Annotated in this window: 19 protein-coding genes; 13 read left to right on the top strand and 6 right to left on the bottom strand. The window is 40.9% G+C overall.

All coding sequences use genetic code 11. The features are described from left to right. Positions 1-67: 67 nt before the first annotated feature. Together AC19MX_RS14560 and AC19MX_RS14555 are read right to left on the bottom strand one after the other, a co-directional pair. On the bottom strand, positions 68-991 hold the full coding sequence (locus AC19MX_RS14560) for an electron transfer flavoprotein subunit alpha/FixB family protein (protein WP_498299004.1): 924 nt from the start codon (positions 989-991) through the stop codon (positions 68-70). Position 992: 1 nt separating this feature from the next. Further along, positions 993-1,742, bottom strand: coding sequence for an electron transfer flavoprotein subunit beta/FixA family protein (locus AC19MX_RS14555; RefSeq protein WP_432401681.1), 750 nt, complete (start codon positions 1,740-1,742; stop codon positions 993-995). A gap of 435 nt (positions 1,743-2,177) precedes the next feature. Between AC19MX_RS14555 and AC19MX_RS14550 the strand changes: the two genes are divergently transcribed. The 12 genes from AC19MX_RS14550 (at position 2,178) to AC19MX_RS14495 (ending at position 12,163) form a co-directional block, all read left to right on the top strand. After that, a complete protein-coding gene (locus tag AC19MX_RS14550) occupies positions 2,178-2,588 on the top strand; it encodes an H-NS histone family protein (protein ID WP_498299002.1) in 411 nt (136 codons plus the stop codon). A 140-nt stretch (positions 2,589-2,728) separates the two neighbouring features. Next, positions 2,729-3,124: an Rcs stress response system protein RcsF gene (gene rcsF, locus AC19MX_RS14545; RefSeq protein WP_498299000.1), complete on the top strand. Its 396-nt coding sequence runs from the start codon at positions 2,729-2,731 to the stop codon at positions 3,122-3,124. A gap of 117 nt (positions 3,125-3,241) precedes the next feature. Continuing rightward, entirely contained in the window at positions 3,242-4,021 is a 780-nt protein-coding gene (gene tsaA, locus AC19MX_RS14540; protein WP_432401675.1) for a tRNA (N6-threonylcarbamoyladenosine(37)-N6)-methyltransferase TrmO, read from the top strand. A gap of 4 nt (positions 4,022-4,025) precedes the next feature. Then, entirely contained in the window at positions 4,026-4,637 is a 612-nt protein-coding gene (locus AC19MX_RS14535; RefSeq protein ID WP_498298998.1) for an acyltransferase, read from the top strand. A 116-nt stretch (positions 4,638-4,753) separates the two neighbouring features. Next, positions 4,754-6,469, top strand: a complete 1,716-nt coding sequence (locus tag AC19MX_RS14530) for a proline--tRNA ligase (RefSeq protein ID WP_498298996.1) — start codon at positions 4,754-4,756, stop codon at positions 6,467-6,469. Between the two features lie 171 nt (positions 6,470-6,640). Beyond that, positions 6,641-7,774 (top strand): patatin-like phospholipase family protein, encoded by a 1,134-nt coding sequence (locus tag AC19MX_RS14525; RefSeq protein WP_432401669.1) that lies wholly within the window; start codon positions 6,641-6,643, stop codon positions 7,772-7,774. Between the two features lie 186 nt (positions 7,775-7,960). Next, positions 7,961-8,380: a copper resistance protein NlpE gene (locus AC19MX_RS14520; RefSeq protein ID WP_498298994.1), complete on the top strand. Its 420-nt coding sequence runs from the start codon at positions 7,961-7,963 to the stop codon at positions 8,378-8,380. A gap of 94 nt (positions 8,381-8,474) precedes the next feature. Continuing rightward, positions 8,475-9,362 (top strand): glucose-1-phosphate thymidylyltransferase RfbA, encoded by an 888-nt coding sequence (gene rfbA, locus AC19MX_RS14515; protein ID WP_432401665.1) that lies wholly within the window; start codon positions 8,475-8,477, stop codon positions 9,360-9,362. Further along, positions 9,349-9,912: a dTDP-4-dehydrorhamnose 3,5-epimerase gene (gene rfbC / locus AC19MX_RS14510; protein ID WP_498298992.1), complete on the top strand. Its 564-nt coding sequence runs from the start codon at positions 9,349-9,351 to the stop codon at positions 9,910-9,912. Before rfbA ends, rfbC begins: the two co-directional genes overlap by 14 nt. Positions 9,913-9,916: 4 nt before the next feature. Beyond that, entirely contained in the window at positions 9,917-10,945 is a 1,029-nt protein-coding gene (gene rfbB / locus AC19MX_RS14505) for a dTDP-glucose 4,6-dehydratase (protein ID WP_498298990.1), read from the top strand. After that, positions 10,945-11,847, top strand: coding sequence for a dTDP-4-dehydrorhamnose reductase (gene rfbD / locus AC19MX_RS14500; protein WP_498298988.1), 903 nt, complete (start codon positions 10,945-10,947; stop codon positions 11,845-11,847). The genes rfbB and rfbD overlap by 1 nt, the downstream gene beginning before the upstream one ends. Positions 11,848-12,001: 154 nt before the next feature. Beyond that, positions 12,002-12,163: a hypothetical protein gene (locus AC19MX_RS14495; protein WP_041413129.1), complete on the top strand. Its 162-nt coding sequence runs from the start codon at positions 12,002-12,004 to the stop codon at positions 12,161-12,163. A gap of 142 nt (positions 12,164-12,305) precedes the next feature. On the opposite strand, the gene AC19MX_RS14490 is transcribed toward AC19MX_RS14495, so the two are convergent. Next, on the bottom strand, positions 12,306-13,703 hold the full coding sequence (locus AC19MX_RS14490) for a magnesium transporter (protein WP_432401657.1): 1,398 nt from the start codon (positions 13,701-13,703) through the stop codon (positions 12,306-12,308). A 151-nt stretch (positions 13,704-13,854) separates the two neighbouring features. Here AC19MX_RS14490 and AC19MX_RS14485 point away from each other — a divergent pair, with 151 nt between their 5' ends. Next, positions 13,855-14,340, top strand: coding sequence for a glutathione peroxidase (locus AC19MX_RS14485; RefSeq protein ID WP_432401654.1), 486 nt, complete (start codon positions 13,855-13,857; stop codon positions 14,338-14,340). Positions 14,341-16,373: 2,033 nt separating this feature from the next. Here the strand turns inward: AC19MX_RS14485 and AC19MX_RS14480 are convergent. The 3 genes from AC19MX_RS14480 to phoR all read right to left on the bottom strand — a co-directional run bounded on the left by AC19MX_RS14480 (position 16,374) and on the right by phoR (position 21,200). Further along, positions 16,374-18,197, bottom strand: a complete 1,824-nt coding sequence (locus AC19MX_RS14480; protein ID WP_498298986.1) for a M1 family metallopeptidase — start codon at positions 18,195-18,197, stop codon at positions 16,374-16,376. A 397-nt stretch (positions 18,198-18,594) separates the two neighbouring features. Further along, the gene (locus tag AC19MX_RS14475; RefSeq protein WP_432401649.1) at positions 18,595-19,566 is read right to left on the bottom strand and encodes a PstS family phosphate ABC transporter substrate-binding protein; all 972 of its coding nucleotides are present in this window, start codon (positions 19,564-19,566) and stop codon (positions 18,595-18,597) included. A gap of 338 nt (positions 19,567-19,904) precedes the next feature. Continuing rightward, on the bottom strand, positions 19,905-21,200 hold the full coding sequence (gene phoR / locus AC19MX_RS14470; RefSeq protein ID WP_432401647.1) for a phosphate regulon sensor histidine kinase PhoR: 1,296 nt from the start codon (positions 21,198-21,200) through the stop codon (positions 19,905-19,907). Between the last annotated feature and the right edge of the window lie 114 nt (positions 21,201-21,314).

Genomic DNA, 21,314 nt, shown 5'->3' with positions numbered 1-21,314 from the left:
CGAAAGCACACTATCAAGCGATAAGTGACTCTAACTGGAGCAAACTGCCCTGGTTAAACTGCCCTGATTAAACTAAATTGTTTAATGCAGGCACAGCCTCAAATAAGTCAGCCACTAGACCATAGTCAGCCACCTGGAATATCGGTGCTTCAGGATCTTTGTTAATGGCCACAATTACTTTTGAATCTTTCATACCGGCAAGATGTTGAATCGCGCCAGAAATACCAACAGCAATGTACAAGTCAGGTGCCACAATTTTACCCGTTTGACCTACCTGTAAATCGTTAGGAACAAAACCAGCATCGACTGCGGCACGTGATGCACCAACAGCAGCGCCTAACTTATCGGCAAGTTGTTCAAGAATACCAAAGTTTTCGCCACTGCCCATACCACGACCGCCAGAAACGATAATGCCAGCATTACCTAGCTCTGGACGAGCAGATTCTGTTAGGGCTTGCGATACAAATTCAGTCCGAGCGGCAATCACTTGGCTTACGTTGACGGTATCAGCACTGCCAGTAGAAGCAACGGCATCAAACGCACTTGAACGCACTGTCATGACTTTCTTAGCATCTAAACTTTGTACTGTCGCCAATGCATTACCGGCATAAATTGGACGGACAAACGTGTCACTACTGACCACTTCTATCACTTCAGAAATTTGTGCCACATCTAACAGCGCCGCAACGCGAGGTAAAGTATCTTTACCTATACTGGTTGCCGCAGCTAAAACGTGTTCGTAATCGGCAGCAAGTTCAACCACGAGTTTCGATACATTTTCTGCCAGTTGCGCGCTATATTCAACGCTGTCTGCAACCAATACTTTACTCACACCAGCAAGGCTTTGTGCTGCAGTAACCGCTGCGCCACAATCTGCGCCAGCAACAAGCACATGAATATCACCACCAATGGCCGCTGCAGCACTCACTACTTTTGCCGTATCTGATTTTAAACTGACGTTATCGTGTTCCGCTAATACTAAAATAGCCATGTTAGATCACCTTCGCTTCGTTTTTTAACTTTTCGACTAACTCTTCAACTGAAGACACCATAATTCCGGCTTTACGGTCCACCGGCGGGGTCACTTTAATGACAGTTTGATGAGCTTTGAGGCTAACACCCAAATCAGCAACCGATAAGGTTTCTAATGGCTTACGTTTAGCTTTCATGATGTTAGGCAATGAAGCATAACGAGGTTCATTTAAACGAAGGTCAACGGTGACAATAGCGGGCAAAGGCATTTTTAAGGTTTGTAAGCCGCCATCAATTTCACGGGTTACTGTAACCATGTCGCCATCAAGCTTAACTTCAGACGCAAATGTTGCTTGAGGCATGTCCGTTAATGCAGCTAGCATTTGACCGGTTTGGTTGTTGTCGCCATCGATAGACTGCTTACCAAATATGATCAATTGAGCTTGTTCTTTTTCTTGTACCGCTTTTAACAGCTTAGCAATTGATAATGGCACCAGCTCTTCATCAGTTTCAATATGAATCGCTCTGTCTGCGCCCAGTGCCATTGCCGTTCTTAACTGCTCTTGAACCACTTTGGCTCCTACACTTACCACAATCACTTCAGTGGCAATGCCAGCTTCTTTTAAACGAACGGCTTCTTCTACTGCAATTTCGCAAAATGGGTTTAACGCCATTTTAAGGTTGGTCGTATCAACATTTGTGTTGTCAGCTTTTACCCTGACTTTCACATTGGCATCGACTACGCGTTTAACAGGCACCAATATTTTCATAGGTTTTCCTTACTACACCTTCAATGTATGTGGACAACACACTGGCGTTTGCCAATGCAAGATGGGATTACTTTACGTCCTGTTAACGTTAACGTCAACAAAAGTCAAACGCTTGTTTAGATTTATTTACCTTCAAGCTGGCAACCAAACTAAACAACATTTAAACAATAGAGGGTTAACAATTAAGATTAAATAAAAAATATTAGACATTAAAGGTAATTTAATTTGATCCTATAACGAATAGTTTCTATTATTACGCTAATATTCAGTATTATTAAACAGTGTATCGGTAACGTTGTGGGATTTAATCTCATCAATATTAATAAAAACGGCCTAAATAAACCATATGCGATACTGAAATTTACCTTGTAAGTTGAACAACTTGTCTTTTAAACATTTTATTTTTAATAATAAATCATTAGGAAACTAAACAACATGAGTGACTTTCTAGATATTTTAACCCACGGTCGTCGTTTTAAAGCAGCAGTAAAAGAATTGTCTCTTGATGATTTACGTGACACTGCAGTTAAGTTAGAAAAAATTATTGCTGACCGCGAAGATGAAGAGAAATTAGAACTTGAAGCCAATGCAGAACGTAATGCACGCATTGCTGAAATTTTAGCGCAAATTGAAAACAGCGGTTTATCAATTGAAGATTTAGGTGATGTGACTTCTGCACCTAAAGCGGCAAAAGCCAAACGCGCTCCACGTCCAGCAAAATATCAAATCACTGTTGACGGTGAATTAGTTAAATGGACTGGTCAAGGCCGTATGCCAACCGTGTTCAAAACACAAATTGAAAGCGGTAAAGATATCAAAGAATTCTTAATTCCTGGTATGGAATAAGTTTTTCAATAAGCTATTTATTGATTAACCATAAAAAGGGCTTACTTAGGTAAGCCCTTTTTATTTGACAGCTTTATCATCACCAGAAGACAAGGTAAACTTAGTAGTTGATTCCTACTCTTTCATTAAAGGCTACGGCTATGAATTTTTCTGTTAAACACGCATTGGTTTTTTCGGGCTTCGCACTTTTATTGACTGCCTGTGCAAGTGATTATGTATTCAAAAGTAATTTAGACGGTAAGGCTATTAACGAATATTTTAAAGTGGGTGATGTAGTTTTATATGACGGTGAAGTTCAACCTAAAGGTCATTTTGAAGTATTAGGTTTAGTTGAAGGCGAAGCTTGCCAAGAAACCGCCAAAGATACTCCACCACAGATTTCTGATGCACGCAGTAACGCAAGACGAGCGGCGGCTGACTTAGGAGCCAATGGTTTTGTGGTTAAAAGCTGCTTTGTGATCAACGAACCTGATAATAGCTGCTACAGTCGCGCGCTTTGTGTTGGCCAGGCAATCAAAACAGCTGACGTTAAATAACCCACGACAGGGTAATATCACCTAGCCGCTAGACCATAAATGACATGATTTATCACAATATTACTCATCATGTTATTTATGGACTTTACTCCTACATCAGCTTATTTCAGGTATTGCATGACCCAAGATGCCGAACGCACTCATAAAGATAAATCTCAAACCAATGCTTCTTTTAGCAACCAAATCAATGCTGTTGCTATTTGCCGGACGCCATATAAACAAAAGTTTGGAATACCACGTCAACCCGGTTTAGTTAATGCGACAGGGTACATTGAGTTTGAACCCGCGTTTAATCATGTTGATGCGGTTCGAGGAATAGAGCAATATTCTCATTTGTGGTTATTGTTTTGCTTTCATGAGAATTTAGCTCAAGGCTGGAAAACCACAGTACGCCCTCCTCGCCTTGGCGGTAATGAAAAACTAGGCGTATTTGCTACACGCTCTACATTTAGACCTAATGGCATCGGTCAATCCGTTGTTAAGCTTCACGGCATCGTCACTCGCAAGGGCAAAGTATGTTTGGCTATCTCTGGCATGGACTTATTAGACGGCACCCCCATTATTGACATTAAGCCCTACATCCCTTTTTCTGATGCCATTTTAGATGCCAAAGGCGGGATAGCCCAGGACGCACCGTTACTGATACCGGTCAGCTATACCGATATTGCAACGACACAAATTGCGCACTATGCAGCGCAAGAGCAATACCAGGGCTTACATGAGCTCATTGAAGGTGTGTTGTCTCAAGATCCTCGCCCTGCCTACAAAAAAGCCAAAGACGACCCTAAGTTATACCAAGTGGCTTTATATGATTTAGATATTTTTTGGCATATCACACCTCATGGAATTGAAGTGTTAGAGCTGAAACCGACTCAAGTTGAACTGCTTAAGGATTAACGTCATGGCAGAGATTGACTATCAAACTCAGCACAAAAAGCGTTTATCTTGGATGCCTTGGCTGTATTTTTCATTAAAACCTAAACACTTGTTGTGGGCCAAGCCCTGGCAAGATGAAATTCAACAGCAACTGAGTCAACTCGAAACCGTTCATATCGGCGAGCATTGTTTTATCGCACCACAGGCACAACTTTTTGCTGAGCCTGGTCGTGATATCGCCATTGGTAATCGATGCATGATTGCAGCAGATGTGTTCATGCACGGGCCAATAGTCCTAGGTAATGAGGTAGCGATTAATCATGGTTGTAGCTTAGATGGCGGGCGAAATGGCATTAAAATAGGTCATCAAACGCGTATTGCCAATAATGTCACTGTTTATGCATTCAATCATGGCATGTCTCCTGATACTCCAATATATCAACAACCCGCAAACTCTAAAGGTGTGATTATCGGCGAAGATGTTTGGATTGGTGCCCAAGCAGGCATTGTCGATGGTGTAACCATTGGTCATCATGCCGTAATTGGTATGGGCAGTATTGTCACAAAAAATGTAGCGGACTATGCCATTGTGGCCGGTAATCCTGCTCGAGTGATTGGTGATAGGCGAGATAAATAATCACCTAATACTCATAAAGCACCATAAAGCCTTATTTTGAGTCGAATTAGCAGGTGACATCATTAATGCAGATGCTAAAATGCCCTCATTCATAGCAATTATTTTGGACATTGGTAATGCGAGTTAGTAAGTACCTGCTTTCAACACAAAAAGAAACCCCAGCAAATGCTGAGGTGATTAGCCATCAGTTAATGCTACGCGCCGGTATGATCCGCCGTAATGCGTCAGGTCTATACAGCTGGTTACCGTCAGGTTTACGTGTATTACGTAAAGTTGAAGCCATTGTTCGTGAAGAAATGAACAAAACAGGCGCTATCGAAATATTAATGCCATTAGTGCAACCTGCCGATTTATGGGTAGAAACAGGACGCTGGGACAAGTTTGGTCCTGAATTACTCCGTTTCCAAGACCGTAACAATCGTGACTTTGTGTTGGGACCAACCCACGAAGAAGTGATCACCGATTTAGTCCGTAAAGAATTAAGCTCTTACAAACAATTACCAATAACGCTTTACCAAGTACAAACCAAATTCCGTGATGAAGTACGCCCACGTTTTGGTGTTATGCGTGCTCGCGAATTCTTGATGAAAGATGCTTACTCTTTCCATTTAGATCAAGAAACCATGGACAGCACTTACCATGCGATGCACACCGCATATTGTAATATTCTCACTCGTATGGGGTTGTCATTCCGACCAGTACTTGCTGACACTGGTTCAATTGGTGGTAGCTTGTCCCATGAATTCCATGTTCTTGCGAGCAGTGGTGAAGACTTAATCGCTTATTCAACGGGTAGCGACTATGCCGCTAACATTGAAAAAGCTGAAGCGCCATTACCAACTCAAACACGTGCAGAACCGACTCTAGCAATGACGTTAGTGGATACCCCTAACGCTAAAACCATTGCAGAATTGGTCGAACAGTTTGATTTAGCCATTACGCAAACCGTCAAAACCTTAATCGTTAAAGGCGCAACAGAAGAAGCCCCTTTAGTCGCATTAGTTATTCGTGGCGATCACGAACTGAACGAAATCAAAGCGGACAAACTTGAATTAGTTGCTTCGCCATTTGAGTTCGCATCAGAAGCTGAAATTCGTGATGCCGTTGGCGCAGGCCCAGGTTCTATTGGACCTGTTGGGTTAACGATGCCAATTATTATTGACCATAGTGTCACCATCATGAGCGACTTTGCTGCTGGCGCTAATGCAGAAGATAAGCATTATTTTGGTATTAACTGGGAGCGTGACTTACCGCTCGCAACGGTTGCCGATATCCGCAATGTTGTTGAAGGTGAACCAACACCAGATGGTCTTGGCACTTATGCGATGGCTCGAGGTATTGAAGTGGGCCATATTTTCCAACTTGGTACTAACTACTCTAAAGCCATGAATGCCACAGTGTTAGACGAAAATGGTAAGGCACAGGTGTTATTGATGGGTTGTTACGGCGTCGGCGTAAGCCGTATAGTCGCTGCTGCCATTGAGCAAAATTACGATGACCGCGGCATCATTTGGCCAGAAGCGCTTGCCCCGTTCACCGTGGGTATCTTACCGATGAACATGCATAAATCTCATCGCGTAGCTGACATTGCAGAAAAACTTTACCAAGACCTAGCAGACGCGGGTGTTGAAGTATTAATGGATGACCGTAAGGAACGTCCTGGCGTGATGTTTGCTGATATGGAATTAATAGGCTTACCTCATGTTGTCGTGATTGGTGATCGCAATATTGATGCGGGTGTATTTGAATACAAAAACCGTCGCACCGGTAAGAAACAAGATATTCCATTCGACCAAATTGTTGAATTTTTGACAAATGCTGCTAAAGGTTAATCGCCGCTAGCCTCATTATCAAACTCAAAAAAACGCACTTTTTAGTGCGTTTTTTTATTAGGCTTGATATAAACTTTCGATGGAATACCGTATTGTACTTTGCTTGCTGGTATGTAATAACAAAAGAATTCATACTAATATCTTCTCTTATTACTCTATTAAGGATATCGATTGGCAGTCTCTACAGCGATAGTTTTAGGTGGCGGTGGCGCTAGAGCGGCATATCAAATTGGTGTGCTTAAAGCGTTAGTGCAATTTTATCCGCGTAATCATCATGTGCCATTTGATATTATTTGCGGTACCTCTGCTGGCGCCATTAACGCCATCTCTTTAGCCACGCATGCATCTTGCTTTCATCTTGCGGTCAAAAAGCTCGACTGGGTTTGGCGTCACTTTGAAACAAAACAAGTCTATCGCACCAGTGTTGCACAAGTGCTCCGGCATTTAGGGCGAATGGCCATTAAAGGGTTACAAGACGACAAAGTTAACACTGACGCCGGCAGTTTATTAGATAACCAACCACTGCGTGAACTCCTCAATAATCTTATCGACTTTAAACGCATAGACCGAAATATAAGTAATAAAGCGCTAACAGCGATTAGTGTCGATGCCTCTTGCTACAACAACTCGCGCTCGTACAGTTTTTATCAAGGTAACGACAACATTGAAGATTGGCAAAGAGCAAGGCGGATAGGATTACGCAGTTTATTGAATACGGAACATTTATTGGCAAGTTCAGCTATCCCTATGGTATTCCCATCAATTAAACTTAATCAGGCTTATTATGGTGATGGCTCGGTACACCAATTATCCCCTCTTTCAAGCCCAATCCATCTAGGCGCCAATAAAATATTTGTGATTAATCTAGACAGCCCGCACAAACATTTTCCTATCGAGTTTGAATACCACCCCAAAACAGCCACTATCGCCGGCCATTTATTAGATACCATTTTCTCCGATACACTCAACAGTGATTTAGAACGCTTACAGCGAGTTAACAACACATTAGCGATGATATCGCCACAAGACAAAGAGGTATTGAATCTTCGGCATATTGACACATTAGTGATAAAGCCAAGTCAAGATCTCAGTCGAATAGCGGCGCGTTTTTATGATGACATGCCATTCGCCATTAGGACGCTGTTAAAGTTTTTTGGGATTAATCGGCAATCAGACTCGAGTATTGTGTCTTATTTATTATTCGAAAAAAGCTACACAACCACGTTAATCGATTTAGGGTATCAAGATGCTATGGATCAAATTGATGAGATAAAACAGTTTTTTGAAATCACAACTAAAGTATAAGGCTGTAAAATTAAAAACTATGGTATAAAAAGTGTAGTTCATTCGCCTAGTTCAGGATTAAGGGATATTAAAACAACCTATCTCAGAACGATACACAATAGAACACTGGTGCGTTGTTAACTAAAATTAAAAATTCATCCCGACAGTAATAGCAACGCGTCAATACAATGTCTAAAAGGACTTTAGATGAAAAATGCATGGTTAATACTTAGCTTAGTATTGTTTGGATGTGGTCAACAAACTCCCACCGTTGACGATTTAGCAAACAGCAGTATGAATACAATCCAATGGCAAGGGGTTTATCATGGCGTTTTTCCTTGTCCTAGCTGTGACGGCATGGATACCACCATCGAACTGCTTCCCCCCAATTATTACATTATCCATACTGTAAGATTAGGCAGTGACCCCTATCCATTCCAAGGTCGCGGTACATTTGAGTGGGATAAAACGGGTAACATTATCATATTAGACCGTGGCCATATTTATCAGGTATTGCCAGACCATCTCTATCTACTGGACGTAGAACATAAAAGAATTACTGGACCCGATTCAGAGCGCTATCGGGTTGATAAAATAAAAGGCTTAGATAACCCCATCGGCAGTTAATTACCCCGAACACAAGTTTTTTGCAAGAATGTGCCATGCTTTATTGACTTTAGCTGTGTTAAAATTATCAGATTAGACACTTGAAGACAGTTAAATGAGAAAAGGTATTTTATTAGCGGGTGGTTCAGGCACACGACTTTATCCCATCACACAAGTTGTCTGTAAACAGTTATTACCCATATACGACAAGCCGATGATTTATTATCCTCTTTGCACTCTAATGCAAGCAGGTATCACTGAAATTTTGGTTATTTGTACTGAAACAGATTTACCTCTTTTTAAATCACTCTTAAAAAATGGTCATCAATGGGGCATCAGTATTGATTATACCATTCAAGCTAAACCAGAAGGCTTAGCTCAAGCACTCATTCTTGCTGAACCTTTTCTTGATGGTAGTCCTAGCGCGCTGATTTTAGGGGATAACCTTTTTTATGGTCATCAGCTGCAAGCAACATTACAAGCAGCGAATAACATGACTGGCGCAGCCATATTTGGTTATCATGTTGCTAATCCGCAAGCCTATGGGGTTATTGAGTTTGATCAACAAAGCAAAGTCATATCCATTACAGAAAAGCCCGCAATACCAAAATCAAATTTCGCCATGCCTGGATTATACTTTTTTGATCATAAAGCATGTCAATACGCTAAAAAGGTATTGCCTTCACAAAGAGGAGAACTTGAGATTGTCGATGTTATTCAGCAATATTTAGACAATAACGACCTTAATGTGAGTATTTTAGGCCGTGGTACAGCATGGTTAGATACAGGTACACCTGATGCGATGGCTGAAGCAACTCAATATATCGCTGCAATTGAAAAGCGACAGGGATTAAAAATATCTTGCCCAGAGGAAGTGGCTTTTTCAATGGGGTTAATCGATCAACAACAGTTAACTTTACTTGCGAACCAACTCATTAAAAGTGGCTATGGCCAGTATTTACTGTCATTACTCAATAAGAATTTTCCCAATGAAATGCATTAATACCGAGCTTGATGAAGTCTTCTTGTTTAGCCCACAAAAGTTCGTCGATGAACGTGGATTTTTTATGGAGACATTACGTCAAAATGTGTTTGATGATGCCTTCACTCAAAGAAATCTGAAAATTCCTCAATTAGTACAAGAAAATCAGTCTCGCTCAATGAACAATGTATTAAGAGGGCTTCATTTTCAACAACGTTTCCCTCAAGGTAAGTTAATCCGAGTATCGAGCGGCTGCATATTCGATGTTGCGGTAGATTTAAGACTAGGATCGTCCACCTATGGCAAATGGATAGGTCAACAACTCTCAGATGAAAACGGTTATCAAATGTGGATCCCTGCGGGGTTTGCACATGGCTTTTACGTATTATCAGAGGTCGCTGACATTATCTATAAATGTTCAGAATATTACCGACCAGATGACGAGCACACCATGGCATGGAATGACCCAACACTGAATATTCAATGGCCAATAAAGACTCATATTGCTCCCATTGTGTCCAATAAAGATAACCCTGAAATAAACCCTCACATTATTGCATTTGGTGCTTAACGTAATGACAGAACAAAACGGACACGCACTAAAAATACTCATTTCAGGAGGAAGTGGTTTTATTGGTTCGGCGTTGGTACGCCATATCATGGCCCAAACACCGCACAGTGTTATCAATCTCGATAAACTCACCTATGCAGCCAATCCTCTGAGCTTATCTTTAATCAAAGGTAGCCAACGATATCATTTTATTAAAGGTGACATCTGCGATGATAAGTTAGTTCAATCCGTGTTTGAACGATATCAACCCGATGTCGTAATGCATTTAGCGGCTGAAAGTCATGTTGATAGGTCAATAGCAGGCCCAGCATCCTTTATCCAAACGAATATTGTTGGCACGTTCAACTTGCTCGAAGCGAGTCGAACCTTTTTTAATGATTTACCATCACATAAAGCAAAACGTTTTCGATTTCATCATATTTCCACAGACGAAGTCTTTGGCGACTTACCTCAAACCGGTTACTTTAATGAACAAAGTGCTTATGCACCAAGCTCGCCTTATTCTGCGAGTAAAGCGTCGAGCGATCACCTCGTAAAAGCTTGGCATAGAACATATGGACTCCCTACGTTAATCAGTTATTGTTCAAATAATTATGGGCCGTATCAATACCCAGAAAAACTGATCCCGTTAACCATTAATCGTGCAATATTAGGTGAACACATACCGATTTACGGTCATGGTCAACAAATCCGTGATTGGTTGCATGTTGAAGACCATGTCGACGCGCTATTAGCAGTATTAACCCAAGGGCGTATCGGTGAGACCTACACTATTGGTGGCAATAATGAACACACTAACCTTCAAGTTGTTCAGTCAATTTGCAAACATTTGAGTACCTTAATGCCTGAGCATCATCTCGCTACCAATAACGGATTCGAGCTATTAATCCGTCATGTAGAGGATAGATTAGGACATGATCAACGTTATGCTATCGATGCGAGTAAAATAACAACTGAACTCAACTGGACACCGAAACAATCTTTTGAAGATGGTTTACGTAACACCGTGCAATGGTATTTGGCTAATAGCTAATGAGAATACTTACATTTGGCCAAACAGGTCAGTTGGCTAAAGCGTTAAAACGCACCCAACCGGGATATTTTGAGCTGATTCAATTAACTCATCAGCAAGTTAATATCACTCAACCTCAACTCATTGATGAGGCGTTAGCCCGTTATCGGCCAGACATTATTATCAATTGCGCAGCCTATACTGATGTAGAACGTGCTGAATCAAACGCCACGCAAGTCATGCAAACTAATGTTGATGCCGTTAGGTTTATGGCTAAAGCGGCTCGTCAATATGGTATTAGGTTCATCCAATTATCTACAGATTATGTATTTGATGGACTCTCATCACTTCCTTATACCGTTAACCAAACGCCATCTGCCATTAATGTATATGGTCAATCAAAATTACTTGCCGAAAACATTATTTTACAACAGCAATCGAGTCAGTTTTGCATTGTTCGCACTTCTTGGCTCTATCATCATAGCGGCAAAAATTTTGTTACCACGATATTGAAACTTTTATCGCAAGCACACCATAGCGCAATGTTAACCCAAGGTCTTATTCCCAATATTAATGTGGTAAATGACCAAACAGGTAGCCCGACGATGGTTGATGATCTTGCTCACTTTTTATGGAAACTGTGTTTACAAAAGCAATGGATCCCAATTTACCATTGGAGTGATGCAGGCATGTGTACTTGGTATGAGTTTGCTAAAGAGATACAGTCACAAGCCGAAGCATTAGGGTTAATCCCCGCAACCATTACATTAACACCTGTGACATCTGAACAATATAACTCTCGCGTTAAGCGCCCTACTTTCAGTGTGTTAGACACCTCACATTCGCAGTCAATCTTAAAACCAAAAACCTGGCAGAAACAATTAGCCCAATGTCTTTATGCGCGCTCACTCAACAAAGATTGAGACACTAAAGTAAAAATTACACTGTCATTTTGTTGTCATCTTTACGTGCAATAATTTTTACCGTCAAGAATGAAATATTTCGCTTTAGCTTATTATTAACTTTAGGTAAAAAGGGGCTGTACCAACAGCGGTACAGTTATCTGGAATGTTGAAAATGTCACACTCATTTGAATTTGATGAAGATGATGCGCCATGGGGCGATAACATCAAGGGAAAACCGAAATCGAAAAAGGTAAAACAACGTCGTCGTGATACCAAACGTCGTTACTTTGACGATAATGCTGAAATGGAGTTCGCACCTGCTAAGTGGAAGTAGTTTAACAGGATTTTCTCATCAAGTTTAAAAAGCAAGTTGCCTGCAACTTGCTTTTTTGTTGCAAAAAAATGGCCTTGAATATTCAAGACCATCTTCATAATACGATTAACGTTGAGCGATATTGATACGGTAATTTTCCTTTTTACAGGTACAGTATTGAAGCTAAACCTAAAAAGGTAAAAAATCCAACCACATCGGTCACTGTCGTTAAAATAACAGACCCCGATAATGCCGCATCTTGGTTAAAGCGCTGCAGAATCATGGGGACCATGACTCCCGCGATGGCCGCAACCGCCATGTTGATCAAAATCGCACAGGCGATAACAATCCCCATGACATTATCATCGAACCACCAGCCAGCAATGATCCCGATGACAATGGCCCATAAAGTACCGTTTAGCGCGCCAATACCGAGTTCGTTTTTCATTAACGACATGACGTTACCGGCTGTTATCTGTCCCATTGCCATACCACGGATCATCAGTGTTAATGATTGGCTTCCTGCAATACCGCCCATAGAGGCGACAATTGGCATTAATACTGCTAACGCAACCACCTGGGATAATACATTTTCAAACATTCCAATGGTGGCAGAAGCTAAAAATGCAGTCAGTAAGTTAATTCCTAGCCATACAGCACGGCGTTTAGCACCAACAAAAATCGGTGCGAACAAATCGTCATGTTCATCCATACCTGCCGTTGCCATTAACTGCGCTTCATAATGCTCACGCACTAAAGCCGTTGCGGTTCGCAAGGTCATACGACCAATCAATATACCGTCTTCATCGACCACTGGCAGTTCAAGTTCACGACTGTGCTCAATCGCTTCAGCTGCCTCAATTAACGATGAATCAGCAGAAATTACACGACTATCGTCCCACTTCAACGATTGCAGTGTGGTATCGGTATCCACCGTTTTGAATACATCGTAGCGACGAACTGTACCAAGATATTTATCGTTCACATCAACTAAAAATAAATGATCATTACAGTCTAAGTCGATACGTCTAAAAAAACGCTGACCTTGGGCAACCGTTGATGCAGGACTTAATGCCAACATTTGGTGATCGGCATAACGACCAATTTCATTTTCAGTATATTGGTTATAAAGCTCATAATGCTTACGCTGACGCTCACCCATCTGTGCCAATGCACGATCAGTGATGTTGTCGGGAAGCGAGTCACTCCATTCAATGAGATCTTCAGGACTTAATTGCGAAAAGAGTAAATCAAGCTCCTCATCTGGCATTTTCTTTAAAATGCCTAAACGAGGATCTGCACGCATTAAGTTAAGGACATCGACACGTTCTTCTACGTCAACTTGCTGCCAACGTTCATAACGTTCATCAAGCGGTAACGATTCGAGTAATAATGCAATGGTACCGGGTTCAGCATCAATCAAGATTTCACTGAACACTTCGGCTTGCTCGTCCCCTTCGGCTTCGGTTAATTGAAGCACGACTTGGCTAACATCAGCCTGAGGGGATGAGCTCGTTTCGATTTCATCTTCAGAGTTAAGTTCGTTCTTTAAATCACTCATAAGCACGCCCCTAATTCTACTTGTTAAATAAGCGCAAACTATATTGAAATTGTCATTGATAAGCAAATAGATATATTGGATTGCGCGCAATTTAATTGCTAACGAATAGGCTATATATTATAGTTAATTTTTGACAATTTGGAGTTCCCTGATGAGCAGCACTATTTACCCTATCACCGTAAAAGACATTAAAGGCAATGATATCGTCATGGAGACCTTTAAAGATAAAGTATTACTGATCGTTAATACCGCGAGCAAATGTGGGTTTACTCCACAATACCAATCACTTGAAGCATTAAATCAAGAATATAAAGATAAAGGTTTAGTGATTTTAGGTTTTCCATGCAACCAGTTTGGCAAGCAAGAACAAGGTAATGAAGAAGAAATAAGCCAGTTCTGCGAACTTAACTTTGGAGTGTCATTCCCATTGTTCAGCAAAGTTGAAGTCAATGGCGCTAACGCTCATCCACTGTATCAACAGCTTAAAAAGTCAGCAAAAGGTTTGCTTGGTAGCGAGTCTATCAAATGGAATTTTACTAAATTTTTAGTGGATAAAAATGGCAATGTCGTTAACCGTTATGCGCCTACGACCAAACCTGAAGAGCTAAAAGAAGTCATTGAAAAGCTTTTAGCTTAAACACTGAACTCTTAACCACTGAACACTTAACCATTGAGCACTTAACCACTGTGCACTTAACTACTGAGCACTTAACCATTGAGCATGATATCGCCAATATTGTTTACATTGTAAGAAAGCACAATAATGGACAAATAAATATTCATCTAAACATATGATTATTATCAAGTATCAAAAATATCGTTTTTTTTAGCGTAAAATATACAATCATTTTTGAACTTTTTATCTCTTTGCTACTCAAAATAAGTAACAGTTAGATTTATTTTTTTCATCTATTGTTCATCATCTCCCTGGGACTTCTAGCGCGGTCCCCTTGATCGAAAAATCGATCGATAGGCAATCAGTTGATTGCCTTTTTTTATGTCTGACGTTCGACGAGCTTGCCAAGGGCAATAAAACTCACTTTATAAAATAAATTGAGTAAAATAAGCCACATCATTTGCCTCGCCTATTCACAGGAAACTGTCTCACCGTACTACCAATCAGTGAAAATGAGGCTGTACTTATACTTTACAGGTTTACTTCGTCTAAGTATTACCGACAACGATCCTGACACTGGAGTCTATCTTGCCACAGGATCAAAAACCGTTGACCATATCAAACTAAGTTTTTATTTTAATTGGAAAAAATTAAATATTTAGTAAAAATGCAAAATTTAATGAACTTTGTATCGTTCGCTCAGTCTGAATATAAGTAGCAAGTAGAGCGCAAACGAGAAAATGTCCACCTCCAACTTTTCTGGTTTGTACCAAAGTGAATATCAACGCTTTGAACTGACTTGCCACAACAGATTTATGTTCATTGTTCATCATCATCATCCCTATTTGGGGAGCATTAACACGCTAGCGCACCGTTAATGACACCCCGCAAAGAACGACTTAGGCAACCTTATTGGTTGCCATTTTTTTGCCTGCTATTTCTTTCCAGATGTTAGCTTTCATTGGATTAAAGTGGTGCTAAATAATGCCTGTAAAATAAATTTAAACAATTTCATTATTTCTGTGAACTTTTTTAATAACACCCAGTCTGATTATATGTAACGAATAAGATGTAGTTGATGTGAGTTGCAGTGTCAGGATTTAGCCTTCTCCCCCGGCGTTAAATCAAACACAGCAAAGTGGTTTACCCTACTCACCTCAGCCTCAGTTAGGATTGAGTTACTGCTACAGATTTATGTTCATTGTTCATCATCATCCCTATTTGGGGAGTATTAACACGCTAGCGCACCGTTAATGACACCTCACAAAGAACGACTTAGGCAACCTTATTGGTTGCCATTTTTTTGCCTGCTATTTCTTTCCAGATGTTAGCTTTCATTTGATTAAAGTGGTGCTAAATAATGCCTATAAAATAAATTTAAACAATTTGATTATTTCTGTGAACTTTTTTAATAACGTCCAGTCTGATTATATGTAACGAATAAGATGTAGTTGATGTGAGTTGCAGTGTCAGGATTTAGCCTTCTCCCCCGGCGTTAAATCAAACACAGCAAAGTGGTTTACCCTACTCACCTCAGCCTCAGTTAGGATTGAGTTACTGCTACAGATTTATGTTCATTGTTCATCATCATCCCTATTTGGGGAGCATTAACACGCTAGCGCATCGTTAGTGACACCCCACAAAGAACGACTTAGGCAACCTTATTGGTTGCCATTTTTTTGCCTGCTATTTCTTTCCAGATGTTAGCTTTCATTGATTAAAGTGGCGCTAAATAATGCCTGTAAAATAAATTTAAAAAATTTCATTATCTCTGTGAACTTTTTTAATAACGCCCAGTCTGATTATATGTAACGAATAAGATGTGGTTGATGTGAGTTGCAGTGTCAGGATTTAGCCTTCTCCCCCGGGGTTAAATCAAACACGGCAAAGTGGTTTATCCTACTCACCTCAGCCTCGGTTAGGATTGAGTTATTGCTACAGGTTTTAATGTTTATTGTTCATCATCATCCCCATTGGGCAGTATTAACACGCTAGCGCACTGTTAATGACAACCCGCAAAGATTTATTTTGGCAGCCAATAGGCTGCCATTTTTTTATGTCTTTTCGTGAGAAGGTTCAACCTGCAGTAGGGTATCTAATTGCACTTGTAATGAAGGGTGATAGCCAAGGCGAGCTCTGGCATAAATATCATTAAGCTCTTGGTGATAACCCGCAATCTGGAGTTCAATGAATAACGGTCTCACAAATTTACCTCTGCCTATTTGGCACAAATACTCCGTTAATGCGGGCAATACTGGATCAAATAGATTGCGAATCGCGACCCGATACCAATCACAGGCGATTTCAGCATTGTGATGCCCGGTAAATTTAAATACCTCATCTAAATCCAATAGCATCGCCTGGCTAACCATTAACGGTAATTTACTTAAAAAATATTGCCAGTGATGAACACGCCATTGTGTTACGCACAAATCACTTGCAGCAGTGCCGCTAATGAATTGCGCTATCGCGAAGTCAACCTTGTCAAAGCTCGTAGATGTCGGCTCCTCAAACCAAGCAGGTAATCCCTGTCCATAAACCCACTCGTTTAATTCATCTACAGATAACTTATCGTCATGATCAACGAGTATGGTTTGTTTCGCATAGTCAACGAAGTTTTCTGTCGTAATGGCACTAAAAGCAAAATGATTAACGTACTGAAGTAAAAACGCATCAAACGCGGCACGGCCTAATCGAGATTCAAGTTCATGCACAAACATCGATGCTTTGTCATAAGTAAAACGATTAAATGCCAAATTAGGATCGCGATATTGCACATTGGCTGGCAATGTTTGATCGACTAAAGGCATTGATTGAATTTCTTCTTGTAAGCGACCAAACTCAATGACCCACTCTAATTGGGCTTGCTCGGTGCCATACACGGCTTCAACAATTCGATTGGTAAAATAAGTGGTAAAACCTTCGTTGAGCCATAAATCACGCCATGTCGCATTACTGACTAAATTGCCAGTCCAAGAATGAGCTAATTCATGCGCAACCGTTGAAACTAAACTTTTATCGCCAGCAATCAATGTGGGGGTCATAAATGCCAGCATCGGGTTTTCCATACCACCAAAGGGAAAGCTTGGCGGCAGCACTATCATGTCGTAGCGCCCCCATGCATAAGGTCCAAGCAACGATTCTGCCACCTGAATCATCGACTCAGTATCTTCAAATTCATTCGCCGCAGCCTCAAGCATGCCTGGTTCGGTATAAATACCACTTCGAGGACCTGTAGCTTTAAACGCTAAGTCGCCTACGGCTATGGCTAATAAATGAGTGGGAATGGGCTTATCCATGCTAAAGGTAAATATGCCATCTTCTGGCATGACGGGATTATTATTAGCGCTCATTACCGCGCGAAGCCCTAAAGGGACTTTGACTGTGGCATTAAACGTCACTCTCGCTTTAGGGCTATCTTGTAAAGGCAGCCAGCTGCGTGCATTGATAGGTTGTGACTGACTAAACAAATAAGGTAACTGCTTGCCTAAGGTTTGTTCTGCATTGAGCCATTGCAGCCCTTGCGCCTTAGGAGAGGTATGATAATGCACAACCACTTGTGTGATCAGTAAACCGACATCAATCAACCATCGCTGTCCTAAAATCGGATTAACGTCTTCACATTCATAGGTTAATGGCTGGCCATTTAAGTCGGTGACCATATCAATCAATAAATCACGACCATCAATGATCAGTACCGATTGAGCCAGTTTACGATTAAAAAATAACGTTACAGTTCCGCTTAGTTGCTGCGCAACAAAATCCACGTTGAGCGCAATATCAAGATGATGCACGCATAAAGCATCAGTATTCGCACTTGAATGGTAATCCTTGTTTACATCGAAGGTTGTTTCGGTACTTTTCAACACTGTTGTCACATAAACCTCTGCGCTTTCGTTATCATTTTAGATCATGACAATATCATAGCATTTTAAGTAAATAGTCAGATTACTCAGGTAGCATATTTAATTTTTATAACTTCAGCTCAAAAATAAATAATCTTTTTTAAAAAAATGCGGAACTAAATTGAAATAACCCAGTCTGATTATATGAACCGAATTTGCATTACTTATTTTTTGTAGCTAGTAGCGTTTTTTTGTTCATCATCATTCTCCTAATTAGATAGTCGTTTTACGCTATCAACAGTATTGCCCTTAGCAATAGCAGCAACCTCTTAGTCAGGTTGCTTTTTTTTGTCATTTTTTTGAGTTTTTCAGATTCATAAAAACAAAAAAGGCCTCAAATGAGGCCTTTTAGTCTTGGAGGGTTAAGCGATTAAAGCTTGATACCCACTTTTTCTAAATCTTTAGTCACTACTGCCGTTGGCACTGGAACATAGCCATCTTTCTCAACAATTTGCTGACCTTGCTTAGACAATACAAAGCGTAAGAATTCACGATCCATTGGCGAAAGGTCTTTATTTGGATGCTTGTTCACATAAACATATAAGTAACGTGATAATGGGTAAGTACCGTTGGCAGCATTGGCAGCTGTCGCTTCGATAAACTTATCGCCTTTCTTTGATATTGCCACGGCTTTAACGCCCGCCGTTTTATAACCAATACCTGAATAACCAATTGCATTTAGCGACTGTGATACAGACTGTACTACAGAAGCAGAACCCGGTTGCTCGTTCACGTTTGGACGGAAATCGCCTTTACATAAGGCTTTTTCTTTGAAGTAACCATAAGTACCAGACACTGAGTTACGACCATAAAGCTGAACGTCTTTCGCGCTCCAATTACCTTCTAAACCGGCATCACCCCAACGATTAATCTCTTTACCGCCACACTTGTGTGTTGACGAAAAAATACTGTCGATTTGCTCAATGCTTAATCCCGTGATTGGGTTATCTTTATGTACGAATACCGCTAAGGCGTCAATGGCTACACGTACCGCTGTTGGTTGATAACCATAATGCTTTTCAAAAGCTTCAACTTCATTAGGCTTCATCTTACGGCTCATTGGGCCGAACTGTGAAGTCCCTTCAGTCAGTGCTGGTGGCGCAGTAGAAGAACCAGCAGCTTGAATTTGGATATTTACGTTTGGATAAATATGTTTGAACTCTTCAGCCCATAACGTCATCATATTCGCTAAAGTATCAGAACCGACAGAAGACAAGTTACCAGATACGCCACTCGTTTTTTCATATACAGGTAACGTTGGGTCAATAGCAGCCATAGATGCTGCTGAGAATACACCAGCGGCTGTAAGGGTAATTGCGCCGACAAGTTTGTTCAGTTTCATTGTATTGCTCCAGAATTAAGCGTACTAGGTTTTTAAAACGTAGTCAGTATCGACCTCATTGATGACAAGTCTATGACTTTGATGTGACAGTTATATGACATCCGTCTTAAAACTGTTTTATTTGTCAAACCCTACCAACTGTTTATGTATATCAATAACTTAAACTGCGACCAATCACGTCTGCTAAGCCACTCATGGTTAATCGCACCGCCTTAATGCTATCCATTAAGCTGATTTCGTTACCTGCAATGTGGTTTTATGACAATGATATGTCCATTTTTCGACAATAAAAAAAGCAACATAAATGCTACTTTTTAGATTTGAGGTAACGCGATTATTTAGTGTCTTTCTAATAAGTGCGTCGGAATAATAAAGCTAAATGTACTGCCTTTGCCGTATTCGCTGGTGACATTAAGCTCACTGTGGTGATGGCTCAATGCATGCTTTGCGATGGCGAGTCCTAAACCTGTTCCACCGGTTTTACTTGAGCGTGCATTATCAACGCGATAAAAGCGCTCAGTTAAGCGATTAATATGCTGTGGAGCGATGCCCTCACCCGTGTCTTTTACCGAAAATAATCCCCCAGTTGCAACACTTCTCCAGGTGACAGAGATAATGCCTCCCGGCGCGGTATAACGAATCGCGTTGGAGATAAGATTTGAACAGGCGCTGCGAAGTTGGATTTCATTACCGTGGGTGTTTAATCCTGCCTCGCAATGAAACTCTAAGGTATATTCGTCGCCAGCAAGCGCTTTGGCTTCTTCTCGAAGCACGTCCATCATCACTTTCATGTTGACCGTTTTTGACAAGTCGATGTCGGTAGCATCTTCAATCCGCGACAAGGCTAATAGCTGTTCAACCATCGATTGCATGCGAGAGGTTTGTTGTTGCATCAGCGATAATGGCTTTTGGTTTGGAGAATTATCCTCTTCCATTCCTTGCATTATCTCTAAATAGCCTTGCAAAACCGTAAGCGGCGTTTTTAGCTCATGCGACACGTTAGCAACAAAGTCTTTACGCATACCTTCAAGTTGGTGAATACGGGTGATATCGCGAGCCATCAGCAGCAACTGCCTATCACCATAACTCATTAAACGGATTTCAAGTAAACGTTTATCAGACACTGGCGAAGGTATTTCAAGTGGTTCTTTGAATTCGGCTTTTCTAAGATAGGCGGAGAAATCAGGATGACGTATAAGGTTATCAATTCGCTGGCCACTGTCTTGCGGCCAGACAAAGCCTAAGACTAATTGCGCAAGTTTGTTACACCACAAAATATTATGCTCTGCATCGAGCACGACAGTGGCATCAGGTAGTGCTTCTGCGCCTTGACGAAAACGAGCAAGTAATGTTGCTAATTGCCCAACGCGACGACGATTTTTACCTTGAAGTCGATATATACCATTAAATACCCCTTCCCAACTTCCTTGCCCTTGGGGCGGGGTTAATTTTTTATCTTTCCATAACCAAAAGTTAAGTCGGGTAATTTGCCGATAATGCCAGACGAGCAAACCTATGGTCCCCAATAATGTGACCAACGCTATCTGATCAACAAAAGCACCAACACAGATAAACAGTATCAGTAGCAGGGCTAAACGAGAAAATAATCGAAATCCAGAATACGAGTTAAGCATAGGTAACCTAATGGCTAAAGTAACGCAGCCAACACTTTCAATTTTTTAGTGTCGTTACTGATTATTAGGATTAACGAGGAACCACAAGATAGCCTAAATAGGCCATTGTGGCTA

The sequence above is a fragment of the Shewanella sp. MF05956 genome (genome assembly GCF_059758055.1).
Note: the sequence above shows the minus strand (reverse complement) of the source record. Positions and strands in the feature narration are given on the sequence as shown.

Bases quoted from the DNA above. Each gene is read 5' to 3' on its own strand.
- AC19MX_RS14560 (WP_498299004.1), bottom strand. From the start codon at position 991: ATGGCTATTTTAGTATTAGCGGAACACGATAACGTCAGTTTAAAATCA.
- AC19MX_RS14555 (WP_432401681.1), bottom strand. From the start codon at position 1,742: ATGAAAATATTGGTGCCTGTTAAACGCGTAGTCGATGCCAATGTGAAA.
- AC19MX_RS14550 (WP_498299002.1), top strand. From the start codon at position 2,178: ATGAGTGACTTTCTAGATATTTTAACCCACGGTCGTCGTTTTAAAGCA.
- rcsF (WP_498299000.1), top strand. From the start codon at position 2,729: ATGAATTTTTCTGTTAAACACGCATTGGTTTTTTCGGGCTTCGCACTT.
- tsaA (WP_432401675.1), top strand. From the start codon at position 3,242: ATGACCCAAGATGCCGAACGCACTCATAAAGATAAATCTCAAACCAAT.
- AC19MX_RS14535 (WP_498298998.1), top strand. From the start codon at position 4,026: ATGGCAGAGATTGACTATCAAACTCAGCACAAAAAGCGTTTATCTTGG.
- AC19MX_RS14530 (WP_498298996.1), top strand. From the start codon at position 4,754: ATGCGAGTTAGTAAGTACCTGCTTTCAACACAAAAAGAAACCCCAGCA.
- AC19MX_RS14520 (WP_498298994.1), top strand. From the start codon at position 7,961: ATGAAAAATGCATGGTTAATACTTAGCTTAGTATTGTTTGGATGTGGT.
- rfbA (WP_432401665.1), top strand. From the start codon at position 8,475: ATGAGAAAAGGTATTTTATTAGCGGGTGGTTCAGGCACACGACTTTAT.
- rfbC (WP_498298992.1), top strand. From the start codon at position 9,349: ATGAAATGCATTAATACCGAGCTTGATGAAGTCTTCTTGTTTAGCCCA.
- rfbB (WP_498298990.1), top strand. From the start codon at position 9,917: ATGACAGAACAAAACGGACACGCACTAAAAATACTCATTTCAGGAGGA.
- rfbD (WP_498298988.1), top strand. From the start codon at position 10,945: ATGAGAATACTTACATTTGGCCAAACAGGTCAGTTGGCTAAAGCGTTA.
- AC19MX_RS14495 (WP_041413129.1), top strand. From the start codon at position 12,002: ATGTCACACTCATTTGAATTTGATGAAGATGATGCGCCATGGGGCGAT.
- AC19MX_RS14490 (WP_432401657.1), bottom strand. From the start codon at position 13,703: ATGAGTGATTTAAAGAACGAACTTAACTCTGAAGATGAAATCGAAACG.
- AC19MX_RS14485 (WP_432401654.1), top strand. From the start codon at position 13,855: ATGAGCAGCACTATTTACCCTATCACCGTAAAAGACATTAAAGGCAAT.
- AC19MX_RS14475 (WP_432401649.1), bottom strand. From the start codon at position 19,566: ATGAAACTGAACAAACTTGTCGGCGCAATTACCCTTACAGCCGCTGGT.
- phoR (WP_432401647.1), bottom strand. From the start codon at position 21,200: ATGCTTAACTCGTATTCTGGATTTCGATTATTTTCTCGTTTAGCCCTG.